20 protein-coding genes are annotated in these 14214 nt (G+C 62.4%); 7 read left to right on the forward strand and 13 right to left on the reverse strand.

Annotated elements, in window-relative coordinates:
* The first annotated feature begins 30 nt into the window (after window positions 1-30).
* Window positions 31-852, forward strand: a complete 822-nt coding sequence (locus J5J10_RS13310; RefSeq protein WP_211930252.1) for a hypothetical protein — start codon at window positions 31-33, stop codon at window positions 850-852.
* Window positions 853-858: 6 nt separating this feature from the next.
* On the opposite strand, the gene J5J10_RS13315 is transcribed toward J5J10_RS13310, so the two are convergent.
* Window positions 859-1350: a DUF721 domain-containing protein gene (locus J5J10_RS13315; RefSeq protein WP_211930253.1), complete on the reverse strand. Its 492-nt coding sequence runs from the start codon at window positions 1348-1350 to the stop codon at window positions 859-861.
* A gap of 87 nt (window positions 1351-1437) precedes the next feature.
* Here J5J10_RS13315 and mutY point away from each other — a divergent pair, with 87 nt between their 5' ends.
* Window positions 1438-2526, forward strand: a complete 1089-nt coding sequence (mutY, locus tag J5J10_RS13320) for an A/G-specific adenine glycosylase (protein ID WP_211930254.1) — start codon at window positions 1438-1440, stop codon at window positions 2524-2526.
* Between the two features lie 3 nt (window positions 2527-2529).
* The gene (locus J5J10_RS13325) at window positions 2530-3144 is read left to right on the forward strand and encodes an HAD family phosphatase (RefSeq protein ID WP_211930255.1); all 615 of its coding nucleotides are present in this window, start codon (window positions 2530-2532) and stop codon (window positions 3142-3144) included.
* 21 nt (window positions 3145-3165) lie between these two features.
* Here the strand turns inward: J5J10_RS13325 and J5J10_RS13330 are convergent, their stop codons facing one another.
* A complete protein-coding gene (locus J5J10_RS13330; protein WP_211930256.1) occupies window positions 3166-5004 on the reverse strand; it encodes a hypothetical protein in 1839 nt (612 codons plus the stop codon).
* Between the two features lie 203 nt (window positions 5005-5207).
* A complete protein-coding gene (locus tag J5J10_RS13335) occupies window positions 5208-6338 on the reverse strand; it encodes a site-specific DNA-methyltransferase (RefSeq protein ID WP_208548667.1) in 1131 nt (376 codons plus the stop codon).
* A gap of 204 nt (window positions 6339-6542) precedes the next feature.
* On the opposite strand from J5J10_RS13335, the gene J5J10_RS13340 reads away from it, so the two are divergent.
* Together J5J10_RS13340 and J5J10_RS13345 are read left to right on the forward strand one after the other, a co-directional pair.
* Window positions 6543-6791 (forward strand): type II toxin-antitoxin system ParD family antitoxin, encoded by a 249-nt coding sequence (locus J5J10_RS13340; RefSeq protein ID WP_208548666.1) that lies wholly within the window; start codon window positions 6543-6545, stop codon window positions 6789-6791.
* Window positions 6788-7084, forward strand: coding sequence for a type II toxin-antitoxin system RelE/ParE family toxin (locus J5J10_RS13345; protein ID WP_211930257.1), 297 nt, complete (start codon window positions 6788-6790; stop codon window positions 7082-7084). Before J5J10_RS13340 ends, J5J10_RS13345 begins: the two co-directional genes overlap by 4 nt.
* Here the strand turns inward: J5J10_RS13345 and J5J10_RS13350 are convergent.
* The 10 genes from J5J10_RS13350 to J5J10_RS13395 form a co-directional block, all read right to left on the reverse strand.
* Window positions 7078-7446 (reverse strand): MmcQ/YjbR family DNA-binding protein, encoded by a 369-nt coding sequence (locus J5J10_RS13350; protein ID WP_211930258.1) that lies wholly within the window; start codon window positions 7444-7446, stop codon window positions 7078-7080. The genes J5J10_RS13345 and J5J10_RS13350 overlap by 7 nt on opposite strands.
* A 40-nt stretch (window positions 7447-7486) precedes the next feature.
* Window positions 7487-8758, reverse strand: coding sequence for a DUF6596 domain-containing protein (locus J5J10_RS13355; protein WP_208548664.1), 1272 nt, complete (start codon window positions 8756-8758; stop codon window positions 7487-7489).
* Window positions 8755-9120, reverse strand: coding sequence for a YciI family protein (locus J5J10_RS13360; protein ID WP_208548663.1), 366 nt, complete (start codon window positions 9118-9120; stop codon window positions 8755-8757). The genes J5J10_RS13355 and J5J10_RS13360 overlap by 4 nt, the downstream gene beginning before the upstream one ends.
* Window positions 9121-9129: 9 nt before the next feature.
* Window positions 9130-9480 (reverse strand): YciI family protein, encoded by a 351-nt coding sequence (locus J5J10_RS13365; protein WP_208553119.1) that lies wholly within the window; start codon window positions 9478-9480, stop codon window positions 9130-9132.
* Between the two features lie 17 nt (window positions 9481-9497).
* Window positions 9498-9899 (reverse strand): MAPEG family protein, encoded by a 402-nt coding sequence (locus tag J5J10_RS13370; RefSeq protein WP_208548662.1) that lies wholly within the window; start codon window positions 9897-9899, stop codon window positions 9498-9500.
* Between the two features lie 97 nt (window positions 9900-9996).
* Window positions 9997-10428: a DUF1284 domain-containing protein gene (locus J5J10_RS13375; RefSeq protein WP_211930259.1), complete on the reverse strand. Its 432-nt coding sequence runs from the start codon at window positions 10426-10428 to the stop codon at window positions 9997-9999.
* Window positions 10425-11003 carry a biotin transporter BioY gene (locus J5J10_RS13380; RefSeq protein WP_208548660.1) on the reverse strand — a complete coding sequence of 193 codons (579 nt, stop codon included), beginning with the start codon at window positions 11001-11003 and terminating at the stop codon, window positions 10425-10427. The genes J5J10_RS13375 and J5J10_RS13380 overlap by 4 nt, the downstream gene beginning before the upstream one ends.
* Window positions 11004-11190: 187 nt before the next feature.
* On the reverse strand, window positions 11191-11859 hold the full coding sequence (locus J5J10_RS13385; protein ID WP_208548659.1) for a GntR family transcriptional regulator: 669 nt from the start codon (window positions 11857-11859) through the stop codon (window positions 11191-11193).
* Between the two features lie 88 nt (window positions 11860-11947).
* Window positions 11948-12292 carry an antibiotic biosynthesis monooxygenase gene (locus J5J10_RS13390; protein WP_208548658.1) on the reverse strand — a complete coding sequence of 115 codons (345 nt, stop codon included), beginning with the start codon at window positions 12290-12292 and terminating at the stop codon, window positions 11948-11950.
* Complete coding sequence (locus J5J10_RS13395; protein ID WP_211930260.1) at window positions 12289-12618, reverse strand: NIPSNAP family protein; 330 nt, start codon at window positions 12616-12618, stop codon at window positions 12289-12291. The genes J5J10_RS13390 and J5J10_RS13395 overlap by 4 nt, the downstream gene beginning before the upstream one ends.
* 132 nt (window positions 12619-12750) lie before the next feature.
* Between J5J10_RS13395 and J5J10_RS13400 the strand changes: the two genes are divergently transcribed.
* Both J5J10_RS13400 and J5J10_RS13405 read left to right on the forward strand, forming a co-directional pair.
* On the forward strand, window positions 12751-13437 hold the full coding sequence (locus J5J10_RS13400; protein WP_211930261.1) for a winged helix-turn-helix domain-containing protein: 687 nt from the start codon (window positions 12751-12753) through the stop codon (window positions 13435-13437).
* 87 nt (window positions 13438-13524) lie between these two features.
* Window positions 13525-14214: an HAD family hydrolase gene (locus J5J10_RS13405; RefSeq protein ID WP_208548655.1), complete on the forward strand. Its 690-nt coding sequence runs from the start codon at window positions 13525-13527 to the stop codon at window positions 14212-14214.

The raw sequence follows: 14214 nt of genomic DNA on the forward strand, positions 1-14214 counted from the left end.
GAACCGTGACCGACCCGTAGAGCCGTTTCGATGAAGCTCACCAGACTGCTGCTCCTGTCGTCCCTTCTCTGCCTCCAGCCGGCGCCCGTTTCCTTTGCGCAGGGCGCAAACAGCAACCCGCTTGTCCTCGGCCAGTTCGGCATCGCCCGCCTTGCTTCAGGCGAAGAAGCTCTGATGACGCAGGAGCGCGAGGGCTGGAAGGTCGAGCGCACCATAGACCGGCTCGTGCTGTCCAACAGCGACTACGACAAGACCTATTCCGTCCAGACCGAGAGCTTCGCCAGCAAGATCGTCATGAAGCGCAAGAAGGGCGACTACACCGAAACCTATGTGCTCTACGGCTCCGCGCCGAACAACCGGTCGCGCATCCTCTACAAGATCGAGCGGACGCTCGAGTATCCTGACAAACTGGCACGCCCGCGCGCCACAGACCTGATGGCCGGCATCAACAGGAAGTGGGGCAGCACCTCCTATGCCGTGGCACCTACCCCACCGCAGCCGGGCGAGGAAATCAGCCACATCTGGTACTTCAAGCGCGACGGCTCCCGCGTCGAACTCAACCAGGGTTGCAGCGAAACGCTCAGCAACGGCGAATACATCACGCGTTACAGCCTTGATGACCGGGCCCAGATCGAAAAAGCCGAAAGTGCAGTGTGCAACGCCTACCTCTCGGTCAAGGTGAAGACGGACGACCAGAATTTCGTCGAGCGCGTGAGCTTCAACGCCTACAGCAACTATGCACTCGCCTATGCACTCGACGAGGACGAGACCATGCTGCGCAAGCGGCTGGAAGCGCATCTCGACGAGCATGTCCGCGAGCGCCGACGCATTCTCGACATTCCCCAGCTCTGAGAGAGTTCAGCGTTTCTTGCCGAGAACGCCAGTCCCCAGGCGACGAATGGCGTTGCGGAGGTTTTCGCTCTCGATGCCGTCAAGCATGCCCTCGAGCCGCTTCGCCTTGACGCCGTCGAGAGGCTTCACCCGTTTGGCCCGTGTGACAGGCAGAACCGGTTTCTGGACGATGCGGATCTGCGCGATCGCCGGATAACCGAAGAAGCCGTTGATCCTGGCGATCAGCTCTCCCTGGGAATGGGTGAGGAACAGAGCCCGTGCGCCTTCGCAGGCCACAGTCAGGATGCCCGGGCGATAACCACCTTCCCCGTCCTCGGAACCTCGGCGTGGCCAGGAAATCTTTTCTGGCCGCGTACAGTCTGCGAAGCTCTCGCCGGCGATCTCGTCCCACGAACCAAGGAGAGCGGTGTTGATGCCGGCACGACGTGCCAGCACCGGGTCGATGATGCCGTTGGCAATCTCGGAAATCTGCCGGATACCTCTTTTCGGCTGGTTCATGGGGACAACGCTTCAATACCGCAGGGCCGCCTTGATCCGGCGGGGTGATTTGTCCACTTATACGTCATTTCCGGCCAGCGATACAGAATGAACCAGCTTCCCCCCGATAACCGGCGTGCCGCGACACTCTTGTCGTGGTACGACCGCCACCATCGCGACCTGCCCTGGCGGGTCAGCCCTCCCATGGCGCGGCGCGGCATCAAAGCCGATCCGTATCACGTCTGGCTATCGGAGGTGATGCTGCAGCAGACCACGGTGCAGGCGGTGAAGGCCTATTTCGCGAAGTTCCTGGCATTGTGGCCAACCGTCAACGATCTCGCGGCGGCACCGGTCGAGGACGTGATGGCGGCTTGGGCAGGGCTCGGTTACTACGCGCGAGCCCGCAACCTCAAGAAATGTGCCGATGCGGTCGCGACGGATCACGGAGGCATCTTTCCTGATACGGATGACGGTCTGCGGTCCCTACCCGGCATCGGCGATTACACATCCGCCGCCATAGCGGCCATCGCGTTCGATCGCCCGGCGGCGGTGATGGACGGCAATGTCGAGCGCGTGATCTCCCGCCTTTATGCCATTGACGCGCCGCTGCCCGGATCGAAGCCGGAGATGAAGGCCAGGGTCGCGGCGATGACGCCCAGCGAACGGCCGGGCGACTTTGCGCAGGCGATGATGGATCTCGGCGCAACCATCTGTACACCGAAGCGGCCGAGCTGCGTGCTCTGTCCCTTCCGTGACGACTGTCTGGCGCTCGCAACCGACGATCCGGAGCGTTTCCCGGTGAAGGCGGCCAAGAAAGAAAAGCCGGTGAGGATCGGCGCCGCCTTCGTCGCGGTCGATAGCAACAACCGCGTGCTGTTGCGACGACGGGTTGAGACCGGCCTTCTTGGCGGCATGACAGAAGTGCCGACGACAGGATGGACGGCGCGGCTCGATGGCGGCGATACGGAAGATCATGCGCCGTTCGATGCCAACTGGCAGCCGAAAGGTGTCGTCACCCACGTCTTCACCCATTTCGAACTCAAGCTTTCCGTCTTCCATGCGACCGATGTCGAGGCGCCGGCCGATAACGGATGGTGGGAGCCCGTCGCAAATCTTGATGCGCAGGCGCTGCCGACCGTCATGAAAAAGGTAATCGAACAGGCTATTCCCGACGCCTTTCGAAAAAACAGAGGATAATTCATGACCGCGCAGATCGACCACATCGTCTTCGACATCGGCAAGGTGCTGATCCATTACGATCCCAACCTGCCCTTTTCCCGGATCATCCCGGATGCCGCCGAGCGCCAGTGGTTCTTCGAGAATGTCTGCACCCACGACTGGAACATCGAACAGGACCGCGGCCGCACATGGGCCGACGCGGAAGCGCTGCTGATCGCCCAGTATGCCGACCGCGCCGAGCACATTCGCGCTTTCCGGCAGACCTGGCGAGAAATGGTGCCGCACGCCTACGAGGATAGCGTGGCGATCATGCTCTCGCTGATCGAGGCCGGACGCGATGTCACCATGCTGACCAACTTCGCCGCCGACACCTTCAAGGAAGCGCAGGAGATGTATCCGTTCCTGACGGTGCCGCGCGGCGTGACGGTTTCGGGCGAAGTCGGACTGATCAAGCCGGATGTGGCGATCTACGAGACGCACGTGAAGAGTTTCGGTCTAGAGCCGGCGCGGACGATCTTCATCGACGACTCGATGCCCAATGTCGAAGGCGCGAAGAAAGCCGGCTGGCAGGCGGTGCATTTCACCGGGGCGGAGAAGCTGAAGGCTGATCTGGAAAGCTACGGCGTGACCGTCTGATGAGTTAAGAGGTCCGCCGCGTCAGCCGCAGACCCCCTCGTATTTCTCTTCCAGCCGGCGGGTGAACCCAAGCGTATCGAAGAGCGGCGCTGTCTTGCGCGCCGAGATGAGATGCTGGCGCAGGCGGGTCTGGCGGGACCCATCCTGCGCCAGTTCGACCGCCAGGCGGACGAATTCTGGAATATCGTTGGCAACCAGATCGGGCAGACCGACGGCGCCGAGAAGGCTTTCCGTGACGCGCCCGGCAAAGGCCGTTCCCCTGACCGTCACAACCGGGACGCCGCACCACAGCGCGTCGGACGTGGTGGTATGGCCGTTATAGGGCGTCGTGTCGAGGGCGATATCGGCCTCGCACAGTCGCGCCAGGTGATCGGGGATCGCAAGGCGCGACGCGAAGATAAGTCGCTCGCCATCCACGCCATGAGCGACGGCGGCGCGGCGCAGGTTTTCGCGTACGGTTTCCGGCAGATCGGCAAGCCAGAGCACCGAGCCTTCGACCGCCTTCAGGATGTCCATCCAGGCCGCGAACATCGCCGGGCGGATTTTCTGGACCTGATTGAAGGAGCAGAAGACGACGCCTGTTTCCGGCAGCCCGTGGGCGGCGCGGCCTTGCCGCTCCACTTCGGGCCGGGTTGCGTCGTTGCACTGGTAGCTCGGCGCGATCCGCAGCAGCTTTTCATCGTAGAAGGGATCGCTGGAGGGCGGCGTCACGATGGCGTCGGTGATTGCATAGTCAATGCCGGCACCGGACACCGGGCCGGGAAAGCCGAGATAGGTGATCTGCACCGGAGCCGGACGACGGCAGAAAATGCCAAGACGGTTGCCGTGGGTATAGCCCTTGAGATCGACGAGAATGTCGAGGTCAAGCGCGCGGATTTGGGCCGCGGCGGCCTCGTCGTCGATCTCCAGGATGTCGACATAGCGATCGACGGCATCGAGAAAACGCTGGCGCATCGGCCCGCTGCGGAAGCGCGCCGGCGTGTGGCAGATGCCGTAGACGTCGAACCTGCCCCGATCGTGGTGTTTGAGGACGCCGCCGAACAGTGCCATGGTCGCATGGTCGCAGAAATCGGCGGAAACATATCCGATACGGATTTTCTCGCGGGTCGGCCTTGGTGCCGGCCGTTCTTCGGTGACCGGCGGCAGGAGATGGCTCGCGGTCAGCCTCGACGAGCGCAGGATATAGTCCTCGTCGCCGGACCAGACGACGGCGCGGAAGGCATTCTCGCGGGTATCGATCGCCTCGCCTTCGGCCGCATAACCCGCCTCCAGCTTCTCCTGTAACTCCTGGACGATATCGAGCATGCCAAGGTTGGCGGCGCACCAGAAAAGCTCCGACAGCGCGAGCCGGCTGTCCGGTTCCTGCTCGTAGGCGGCGCTCAATGGGCCGATCGCTTCCTCGAACAGATCGAGGCCGGAGAGCACGATGCCGGCATTCAGGAAATTGCCGGTGGATGTGGCCGTCTGCGCCAGTCGTCGGGCATAGGGCAAGGCGTGGGCATAATCGCCGGCCTCGCGATAAAGCGAGCAAAGCGAGTGGTTGAGTTCGCGGTCGTCGGGTAGAAAACGCTCGAGCTTAAGAAGCGCTGCGCGGGCGCTCACGGGATCATCAACGGCAAGAAAATGCGTTGCCGCGCGAAAGGCCGCCTCGCGGCGATGGCGTTCGGTGAAATCGACTGCGCCGGCGTAGAAGGTGGCCGCGGCGGCACGGTCGCCGAGCCGCTCCTGCACAGCCGCGAGAAGCAACATCGCATCCGCGCTCTTGCGATCGGCGACGAAGGCTTCGAGACCCGCGGCGAGCGCAAGCTGCATCTGTCCGTCGCTGAAATGGCGCTTTGCCTGTTGGAGCTTGACGCTCATCGGCCGCTTCGTGTCCCGTTGTTTTTGCCCCCGCAAGCCTCTTAGGGAGAAGAACTTGCCTCAGGCTGGAACGGACAGAACGTGACGAGACAAAAAGATGACGCCCGGATCGATGAAGATCCGGGCGCCCATGTTCTCCGGGCGGGACTGAAGGCACTAAACCGTCCGGAGGATGAATGGAGCTGGCGAAACCGGGTGGACCGTTAGTCCAGCTTCGCCAGCCCATTGCGGATGATCGACCGCAGATCGTCGATGGGACGCAGGGACTGCCCATCCTCGAAATGCCAGAAGGTCCACCCGTTGCACGCATCAAGGCCTTGGACCTTTGCTCCAAGACGATGAATGGATCCGGCCTCTCCGCCAGCCGCGAGCGTACCGTCGGCGCGAATGATGGCGGAATGACGCCGTTTCGCATCGGTCAGCACCTGTCCGGGCTTGACGAGACCGCTTTCGACCAGGGTGTTGAAGGCCACGCGAGGCTCGGCCTTCTTGCCGGTCAGTACGGTGAGTTCCGCCTTGCCCAGCGGCTCGACGGCGGCGATACGGGCAGACGCCGCATCGATGTAATCCTGTTCGCGCTCGATACCGACGAAATGGCGGCCGAGACGCTTGGCGACGGCCCCCGTGGTGCCGGAACCGAAGAACGGGTCAAGCACGATATCGCCCGGCTTGGTGGAAGCCATGATGACGCGGGCAAGCAGCGCTTCCGGCTTCTGGGTCGGATGAACCTTCTTGCCGTCCTCACCCTTCAGCCGCTCGCCACCCGAGCAGATCGGGAACAGCCAGTCGGAGCGCATCTGGACGTCGTCGTTAGCCGCCTTCATCGCATCGTAGTTGAAGGTGTAGCCCTTGGCCTTCGGATCGGGCGAAGCCCAGATCATCGTCTCGTGGGCGTTCTGGAAGCGACGGCCCTTGAAGTTCGGCATCGGGTTTGTCTTGCGCCAGACGATGTCGTTGAGGATCCAGAAATTGAGATCCTGCAGGGTCGCGCCGACGCGGAAGATGTTGTGATAGGAACCGATCACCCAGATCGTGCCGGTCGGCTTCAATACGCGACGGCAGGCGAGCAACCAGGCGCGGGTGAAGGCGTCATAGGCTTCGAACGAGGCGAACTGGTCCCATTCGTCGTCGCAGGCATCGACGACAGACTGGTCGGGACGATGCAGCGCACCGCCGAGTTGCAGATTGTATGGGGGGTCAGCGAAGATGGCATCCACGGATTTGTCCGGCAGAGCTTCGAGCGCGGCGACGCAATCGCCCTTGATGATGGTGTCGACAAAGGAAAACGGATCGCTGGAACGGCGAAGATCGGCGAGCGGAAACACGGATGCCATCTGATACTCACTTTACGCTGACGCAGTACTTCAATGGCCTTATGGTTACCGAAGTTGGTTACCAAAGGCTGAAGGGTGTGCGGAAAAGTGCGTGAGCCGAAACGCGTTACGCCCCGGACATCTTGAGGCGCCTCTATAAAACGGCGGTTGCCCGAGACGGTCACGCGCACTAAATTCGGCTATTGTTGAAAGCTGGATTTGCCAATGACACGCAACACGTCAGTCACGCTTGACGATCACTCCACAAGCTTCGTCAACGAACAGGTGGAAGGCGGACACTACGAGTCCGCAACAGATGTGGTGCGAGCTGGCCTGCGGCTGCTCCAAGAGCACGAGGCTAAGGTAAAGGCACTACAGGATGCGCTTGTCGAAGGCGAGCAATCGGGAGAACCACAACCCTTCGATTTTGATGCCTTCAAGGCACGCAAACGGGCCGAGTTCCAAAGCAAATGAAGGCGCTGGCGCTTTCACCGGCGGCCGAGGCGGATTTGAACGAAATCTGGGACTATAGCGCGGCCGCGTGGGGCGTTGACCGCGCTGATCGCTACATCGACGACATCCGCGATGGGTGCGAGCGTTTATGCTTTGGAACCATCCGGGGCCGACCGGCGGACATTAGGACCGGATATCTGAAACACGCGGTTGGATCGCACATGATCTATTTCCGCAGTTCATCCGACCGCGTCGAAATCATTCGCATCCTCCATCAACGCCAGGACGCCAATCGCAACCTAGCTGGTTATTGAACGCCAGCGCCGGCACGCTCGTTTCGCGTACCATCCCAAGCCTTGAGCGTCGCCTTCTTCACCTGTGCTCTCCACGTCCGCTCCACGGTCACACGGACCCATTCCTCGTCGACCTGCTGAGGCCGGGCGAGCACCATAGGATGGGGGCGGTGGTGGTCGGTGGTGAAGAAGGTTTCCGGGTCCATCTCGATCAGGTGATCGCGCTCCTCGTACGGCACCTTGAAGACCGGGCAGTCATGGGTCGGATTCCAGAACAGGATCGCCTTCTTGTTGACCTTGAAGGAAACGGCATCCCAGGAGGTCGTCTCCTCGGTGTCCGGAAAGGACAGCACGATCTCGCGCAGCCTGTCGAGCGTTATCATGGTCACCTCCTCGTTTCCTGGCCATCGCGCGATCTGTCAGTCACGCCTCGCCCTGACCTGTCGAAAGATGGCCCGCCACCTCCAGTTTCGCAAGCCTTGCCTGCAGGAACAATGCTTCGGCTTGGTTCTCGGACATATCGATCGCCTGCCGGTACGCAGCGGCCGCCTCGTTTCCACGACCCGCCATGACGAGCAACGCCGCCCGTGCCGCATGCCACGGCTGGTAGTGCGCCAGATCCGTCTCCAGGCCCTCGACGATCTCCAGGGCGCGCGCCGGTGCTCCTGCCTCGGCGAGCGCCACTGCCGCGTTCAACGAGACGATGGGCGTCGGCTCGAAGCGCCACAGTGCGGCATAGAGAGCCGCGATCTGAGGCCAGTCCGGTCCCTCGTCTGCCATCTGGCAATCGGCAATCGCCGCCTTGATCTGGAATGGTCCAGGGCGACGTTTCTCCATCGCCGAGACAAGGATTGCGCGGCCTTCGGCGATCTTGCCGGCATCCCAAAGCTTCCTGTCCTGTTCCGCCGGAGGCAAGGTTGCACCATCCGCACCAGTCCGCGCGGGGCGCCGGGCGGCTGTCAGCAACATCATTGCCAATGCACCCTCTATTTCGGGGTCCTCCGGTCGCAGCCCGTCGACAAGCCGCATCAGATATTCCGCCTCGCCACAAAGGTCATGACGCTCCGCCACCGGGGCGGTATAGCCGGTGGTAAAGATCAGGTAGATGCTCGTCAGCACGGCATCGAGGCGCGCGGACCAGTCATCCGCATCCGGAATCTCGAACGGAATTCCTGCCGCCGCGATCTTCGCCTTCGCTCGGCTGATGCGCTGTCCCATCGTCGGTTCCGCGTCCAGAAACGCCCGGGCGATCTCAGCCGTCGTCAGGCCGCAGACCGTCCGCAGGGTCAGCGCCACGCGCGATTTCATCTCCAGCGCCGGATGGCAGCACGCGAAGATCAGGCGAAGACGCTCGTCGGGAATGGTTTGCGGTTCGGGTGCGGCCTCGTCTGCCGAGAGCTGCGCCAGCGCCTCAGCCTTGCGCGCATCCCGCGTCGCGCCACGCAATCGATCGATGGCCTTTCGACGGGCCGCCTGCAAAAGCCAACCCTGCGGAGACGTCGGCAAGCCGGAGCGACCCCAATGCTTCATCGCGGACAGTGCCGCCTCCTGAAGGGCGTCTTCGGCGAGAGACAAATCCTTCAGGCCTTTTGCCAATATGGCGACCAGCCGCCCCCGGTCCGCCCGCATGACGCGGTCGAGTTCCCTCGATACCGCAACCGCACGCGATGTGGAACCGGGGGCGGCTTCGTTCATAGCGGCCCTGCCGGATTGTAATTCATCACCGGTCGTATCTCGATGGTTCCGAAGTGGGCCGAAGGGATGAGAGCCGCATAGGTCAGGGCCGCGTCGAGGTCAGGCACCTCGATCAGATAATAACCGCCCAGATGCTCACGGGTCTCGGCAAACGGGCCGTCCATGGTTTCCACGCGCCCGGATGCGATGCGAAGGGATGTGGCTGTTTCCACACCCTGAAGACCATCGCCGCCGCGCAGAACACCATCGGCTTTCATTCGCTCATTGGTGGCAAAGTAACCCGCCATCATGTCCTGAAAAGCCGCGGTACCATAGGAAGGCTGCCGGGCCGGGTCGTTGTAGATCAACAGCATGTATTGCATTGTCTTCCCCTACGAAAATATCTCGACTGGCCGGACCTCGACCGAACCGTAGCGCGCCACCGGCACAGCGGCGGCAAAGGCAAGGGCATCATCGAGCGTCGCAGCCTCGATCAGGTAAAACCCTCCCAGATGCTCGCGGGTCTCGGCAAATGGTCCGTCCAGCATCTCGACCTTGCCATCGCGTGTCCTGAGCGTCGTGGCGGTGGTGGCCGGCAGAAGGCCTTCGCCGGCAAGCACCGTCGCACGATCCTTCATCCTCTCATCAAGGCTGAAGAACTCGGCCATCATGTCATCGCATTCGGGCGTGCCGGGAACCGGATCCGTACCGGGTGCGGCGTAAAGCAGAAGCATGTACTTCATCATACGACCCTCTCTCGTCAGCCGTTGAGCATCGCGGGAACTGCCGCACCAATACACACCATCGCGATGATCGCGGCCAGCATGTTCGTGCCGTTGCCGACATACCGAAGCGGATCGCCGGCGTTGTCGGCCAGCATGCCGAAGGGATGGGCCGCCCGCCCGATCAAGAGCAAAGTACCGCAAATATGCAACCAGAGGGAGGACGATCCGATGCCCTCGGCGAGTATCATCAGGATCAGGACGAACGTCGTCCATTCGGCGCAATTGCCGTGCTGGCGGATGCGTCGCAACAGATCGATATTGCCACCATCGCCAAACGACACGTGTGTAGCGGAGCGCATTGCGGAGACCCTAACCCACAGGATCAAATAGATCGCTGCCACCGGCAGGGCATAGAGGGGAGTAACGGTGAAAACCACGGGCATTTCCTTTCACAGTGGAGTTTCGATACTCCAAGGACGCCGGTCATCCGCGTTTTTCGACATCGTCACGATTTTTTTCTGAAAACGGAGTCCCTCACCCGCCGGCCGGCTGGATTTTTGCGAGCGCGAAGTCGCTTGCCGCAACGACGTCGCACAGTGCCGACCATTCGCAGTGGCGACAGGCGGAGCGAAGGGTATTGCCTGAAAATCCGTTCTGCAGACGTGACAGGAGATCAGCGTCGAGCCGGATAAGACTGCCGGTCGCAACCGATATTCGGAGTGTCATGGAGATCGTGCGCGCAGCCTCGAGGTCACGCGCGACAACGCTTTCTCCGAGGCAATGCGGCTCGGCATCGACAAGAAGGGGCCGGCAGATATCGTCCGGCCCCTCGACGATCTCGATCTCCTCACCCGCCGAGAGCCTCTGCGCGATTGTCTCGTAGTTTTCCACGAAACGCGGCGAGTAGCCCTTGCCGACATAGGTCAGCATGCAGAGCAGGTGGTGAGCCCTCAGCCTGACGGTCAACGGGTCGAAATCCGGCGAGCAAGCGCCATCAGCAGGGCAGCGGCGAGCGCGGACTTCAGGACGGCGCCGATCAGGAACGGCGCGACGCCGAGCATCAGCGCCTTTTCAAAACCGATCAGCGACGCGAGCCATGCGCCGCCGATGACGAGGCACAAGACGTTGGCCACAAGATGGGCGGAGAAGCTCAGGAACACTCGCTCGGCCGCCCACCCCTTTTCTGCGAGCCAGCCGGTGAGCGCGGCAACGAGCGGAAACGCCGCGAGGTAGCCGGCAGTCGGGCCAGCGAAGGGCGCAAGACCGCCGCTGCCATTGGCGAGCACCGGCAGGCCAAGCATGGCCTCGCCCAACCAGGCCAGAACAGTAAGCGCCCCCAGGCGCCAGCCATAGAGCACGCCGATCACGGTGATGGCGAAAGTCTGCATGGTGACGGGAACCGGCACCATCGGGACAGAGATTTGCGAGGCGAGCGCGAGAACGCCTGTGCCGAACAGAACGAGCGCGGTCTTGGCCGCCAGTGAGCGGTTCGAAAGCCCGAGCGGATCATAACGATGCTGGCGGATGGAAGAGAAACTCATGCCGAACTCCATTTTATAGATAATCTTAGAAGCGGAATCATTTTTATCTATGATTCTAGGAGCGAGCAAGCGCAGCCGGCGACAAGGAAGGCCGCCGCGCGCCTTCAACGGCATAACAAGATGGGAATATCATCTGGAATCGCCGGATTTCCAGCTGTTTTAGGCGCGAATTTTTTATAGATAATTTTTAACCGACGATGGCAAAGCCGGTTTCATCAGCGCGTCCCGACGCTGGCATCGGCGCCCGTCCGATCCACTGGACGTGCTTTTCGAGCAGTGCACAGGCATCCCCTACCCTGCCCTGCCGCAGAGCGACAAGAATGGCGCGGTGGTCCTTGTCGGTCCGTGCCTCCCAGCCCTGACGCCAGGCGACGAACAGGAAGCGGGCGCTGACGGCATGGAGGTCATCGATCACCGCCAGCAGCCGCGGCATGCCGCAGGTGGACACGATCAGGCGGTGGAAGCGGCGGTTCGCCTCCTCCCAGGTCCGCACATCGCGGGCGTTGTCGGCGTCGGTCGCGGCGGCCTCAGCCTCATCGAGAACGCCGGTCGTCAGGTGCGGGGCGGCATGGCGCAGCGCCAGGACCTCGAGGGCGGCTCGCATTTCGGCGACCTCGCGAACCTGTTTCAGGTCGAAGGAGGCGACGCGCACGCCGCGACGCGGCAGGCTGACAACGAGACCCTGCGCTTCCAGGCGGCGAAAGGCCTCGCGGACCGGCACATGGCTCGCGCCGAACTCCTCGGCGACGTGGTCCTGCGCGAGGCGGGAGCCGGGGACCAGTTCGCCATGGATGATCCGCTCCGCGAGTGCGCGGCTGATGCGGCCAGCGATGGTATCGTCCTGTTCCCTTGGCATGGCCCATGCTTAGAGGCCAGTGCGGCGCTTGTCGAGAATGGGCAACGATCCGGAGCGGTCGTGGCGGCGCCTGTCCACGACTGCTTGATCAGCCATGAAGCTCGCGGCTGTCTTTCGGCGCCTGATCGCGCGGACCCAGGCCGTAGTCGCGCATGACATGCGCGACCCGGAGCCGGTAATCGGCGAAGATGCCGCTGCGACCCGACTCCTGAGCCTGCCGGTGCTCTTCCGTCCTGCGCCAGGCCGTTACGGCCGCCTCGTCCCGCCAGAAGGACAGCGAGAGGATCTTTCCCGGCTCGGAAAGGCTCTCGAAACGCTCGATCGACAGGAAGCCGTCGACATCCTGCAACAGAGGCCGGAGCATCTGCGCGCGGGCGAGATAGGATGTTCGCATGCCGTCGGCGGGAACGACCTCGAAGATGACGGCGATCATGGTTTCACCAGCGCCGCGTGCGGCTGGGAGACGCATTTGAGAAACAACCGGTCTTCGCGGATGATAAACTTCTCGCGGCGGGCATATTCATAATTGGCGCGGCCCAGCGGATCGGCGGCGAGGCGCGCGCGATAGGCTTCGTAGGCCGTGAGGCTCTCGATATGATAGATGCCGTAGGCGGTCGTGGCCGAGCCTTCGTGCGGGCCGAAACAGCCGACGAGATCGGCGCCGCAACGCGGAATGGCCTCGCCCCAGTTGCGGGCATAGTTAGCGAACTTGTCCTTTGCGAACGGATCGATTTCGTAGCGGATAATACAGGTCATCATGGGATATCTCCTCGTCGGGTCTGTGCGAGCCGGTTTGTGCCATGCGGATCGACCCAAATGCTTCGACCGGGATCGAAGCATCGATGGCATGCTTTCGTTGTTTCGTACGCCCTCTTCGACTAGGCTTCACGCATGGCAGAAGGACCAGACATAGCCCGCATCGCCTCGCTGATCGGCGACCCCGCCCGCGCCAACATGCTGCTGGCGCTGATGAGCGGTCGTGCGCTGACGGCGACGGAACTCGCCACGGCGGCCGGGATCACAGCGCAGACGGCGAGTTCGCATCTCTCCAAGCTCGAGGCCGGCGGCCTGATCCGACAGCGCAGCCAGGGTCGGCATCGCTATTTTTCCTACGCGGACGAGACGGTGGGCGCGATGATCGAGAGCCTGATCTGCTTCGCGGCGAGTCGAGGCCATTTGCGCCATCGCACCGGCCCGCGTGAACCGGCGCTGAGAAAAGCCAGGATCTGCTACGATCACCTGGCCGGAGACTACGGTGTGCGGATGCTCGACAGTCTGAGAGCGGATGGCGCCGTGGCAGGCGATGAGGATCACCCCATCCTGACGGACACCGGAGAACGCCGCCTTGCCGCATTCGGCATCGACGTCGGCGCATTAAAAGCATCCCGACGGCCCCTTTGCCGCGCCTGCCTGGACTGGAGCGAGCGTCGCGTCCATCTCGCGGGTACAGTCGGAAAGGCGCTGCTTGACCATCTCATCGAAACCGGACAGGCGCGGCGCCTGCCGGAAAGCAGGATTATCGAGTTCACGCCCGAGGGTGAGCGGCGGTTTATCCTGAGCTTTCCGCTGCCGGAATAGCAGCCAACCGGGCCTTCGGGTTGTCCTCTACGTCACCTTGGTGTAGTGGAGCGGCCTTTCCAGCGACTTCCGACAGGACACTCCCCCATGAGCGGTTTCGAACTGACACTCTTCGATTGCGACGGCGTGCTCGTCGATTCCGAGATCATCGCGGCGAAGGTGGAATCGAAACTCCTGACGGATGCCGGCTATCCGATTTCGGTCGAAGAGATGGGCGAGCGCTTCGCCGGTATGACTTGGAAGAACATCCTGCTCACCATCGAGCGCGAGATCGACATCCCGCTCTCGGCCTCGCTGATCGACAAGTCGGAAACCATTCTCGACCAGCGGCTTGCTCGCGATGTGAAGATCATCGAGGGCGTCGTCTATGCGCTCTCGCGCATTCCGGGGCCGCGCTGCATCTGCTCGAATTCCAGCGCGCATCGGCTGGAGATGATGCTAAACAAGGTTGGTCTCTATAACGCGTTCGCGCCGCATATCTATTCCGCCAAGGACCTCGGCGCCGATCGCGTCAAGCCGAAACCCGACATCTTCCTGCACGGTGCCGCCCAGTTCGGCGTCAAGCCGGAGAAGTGCATCGTGGTTGAGGACTCCGTGCATGGCGTGCACGCCGCGCGGGCCGCAGGCATGCGTGTGATCGGCTTTACCGGCGCCTCGCACACTTACCCTTCCCATGCCGATCGCCTGACTGACGCAGGGGCCGACACCGTCATCTCCCGCATGGTGGACCTGCCGGCGGTGATCGCCGCACTCGGCCAGTGGGAAGGTGCGCTCTGA

The sequence above is a fragment of the Ciceribacter sp. L1K23 genome, from assembly GCF_018122705.1.
In the GTDB taxonomy this organism is placed as follows: Bacteria; Pseudomonadota; Alphaproteobacteria; order Rhizobiales; family Rhizobiaceae; genus Allorhizobium.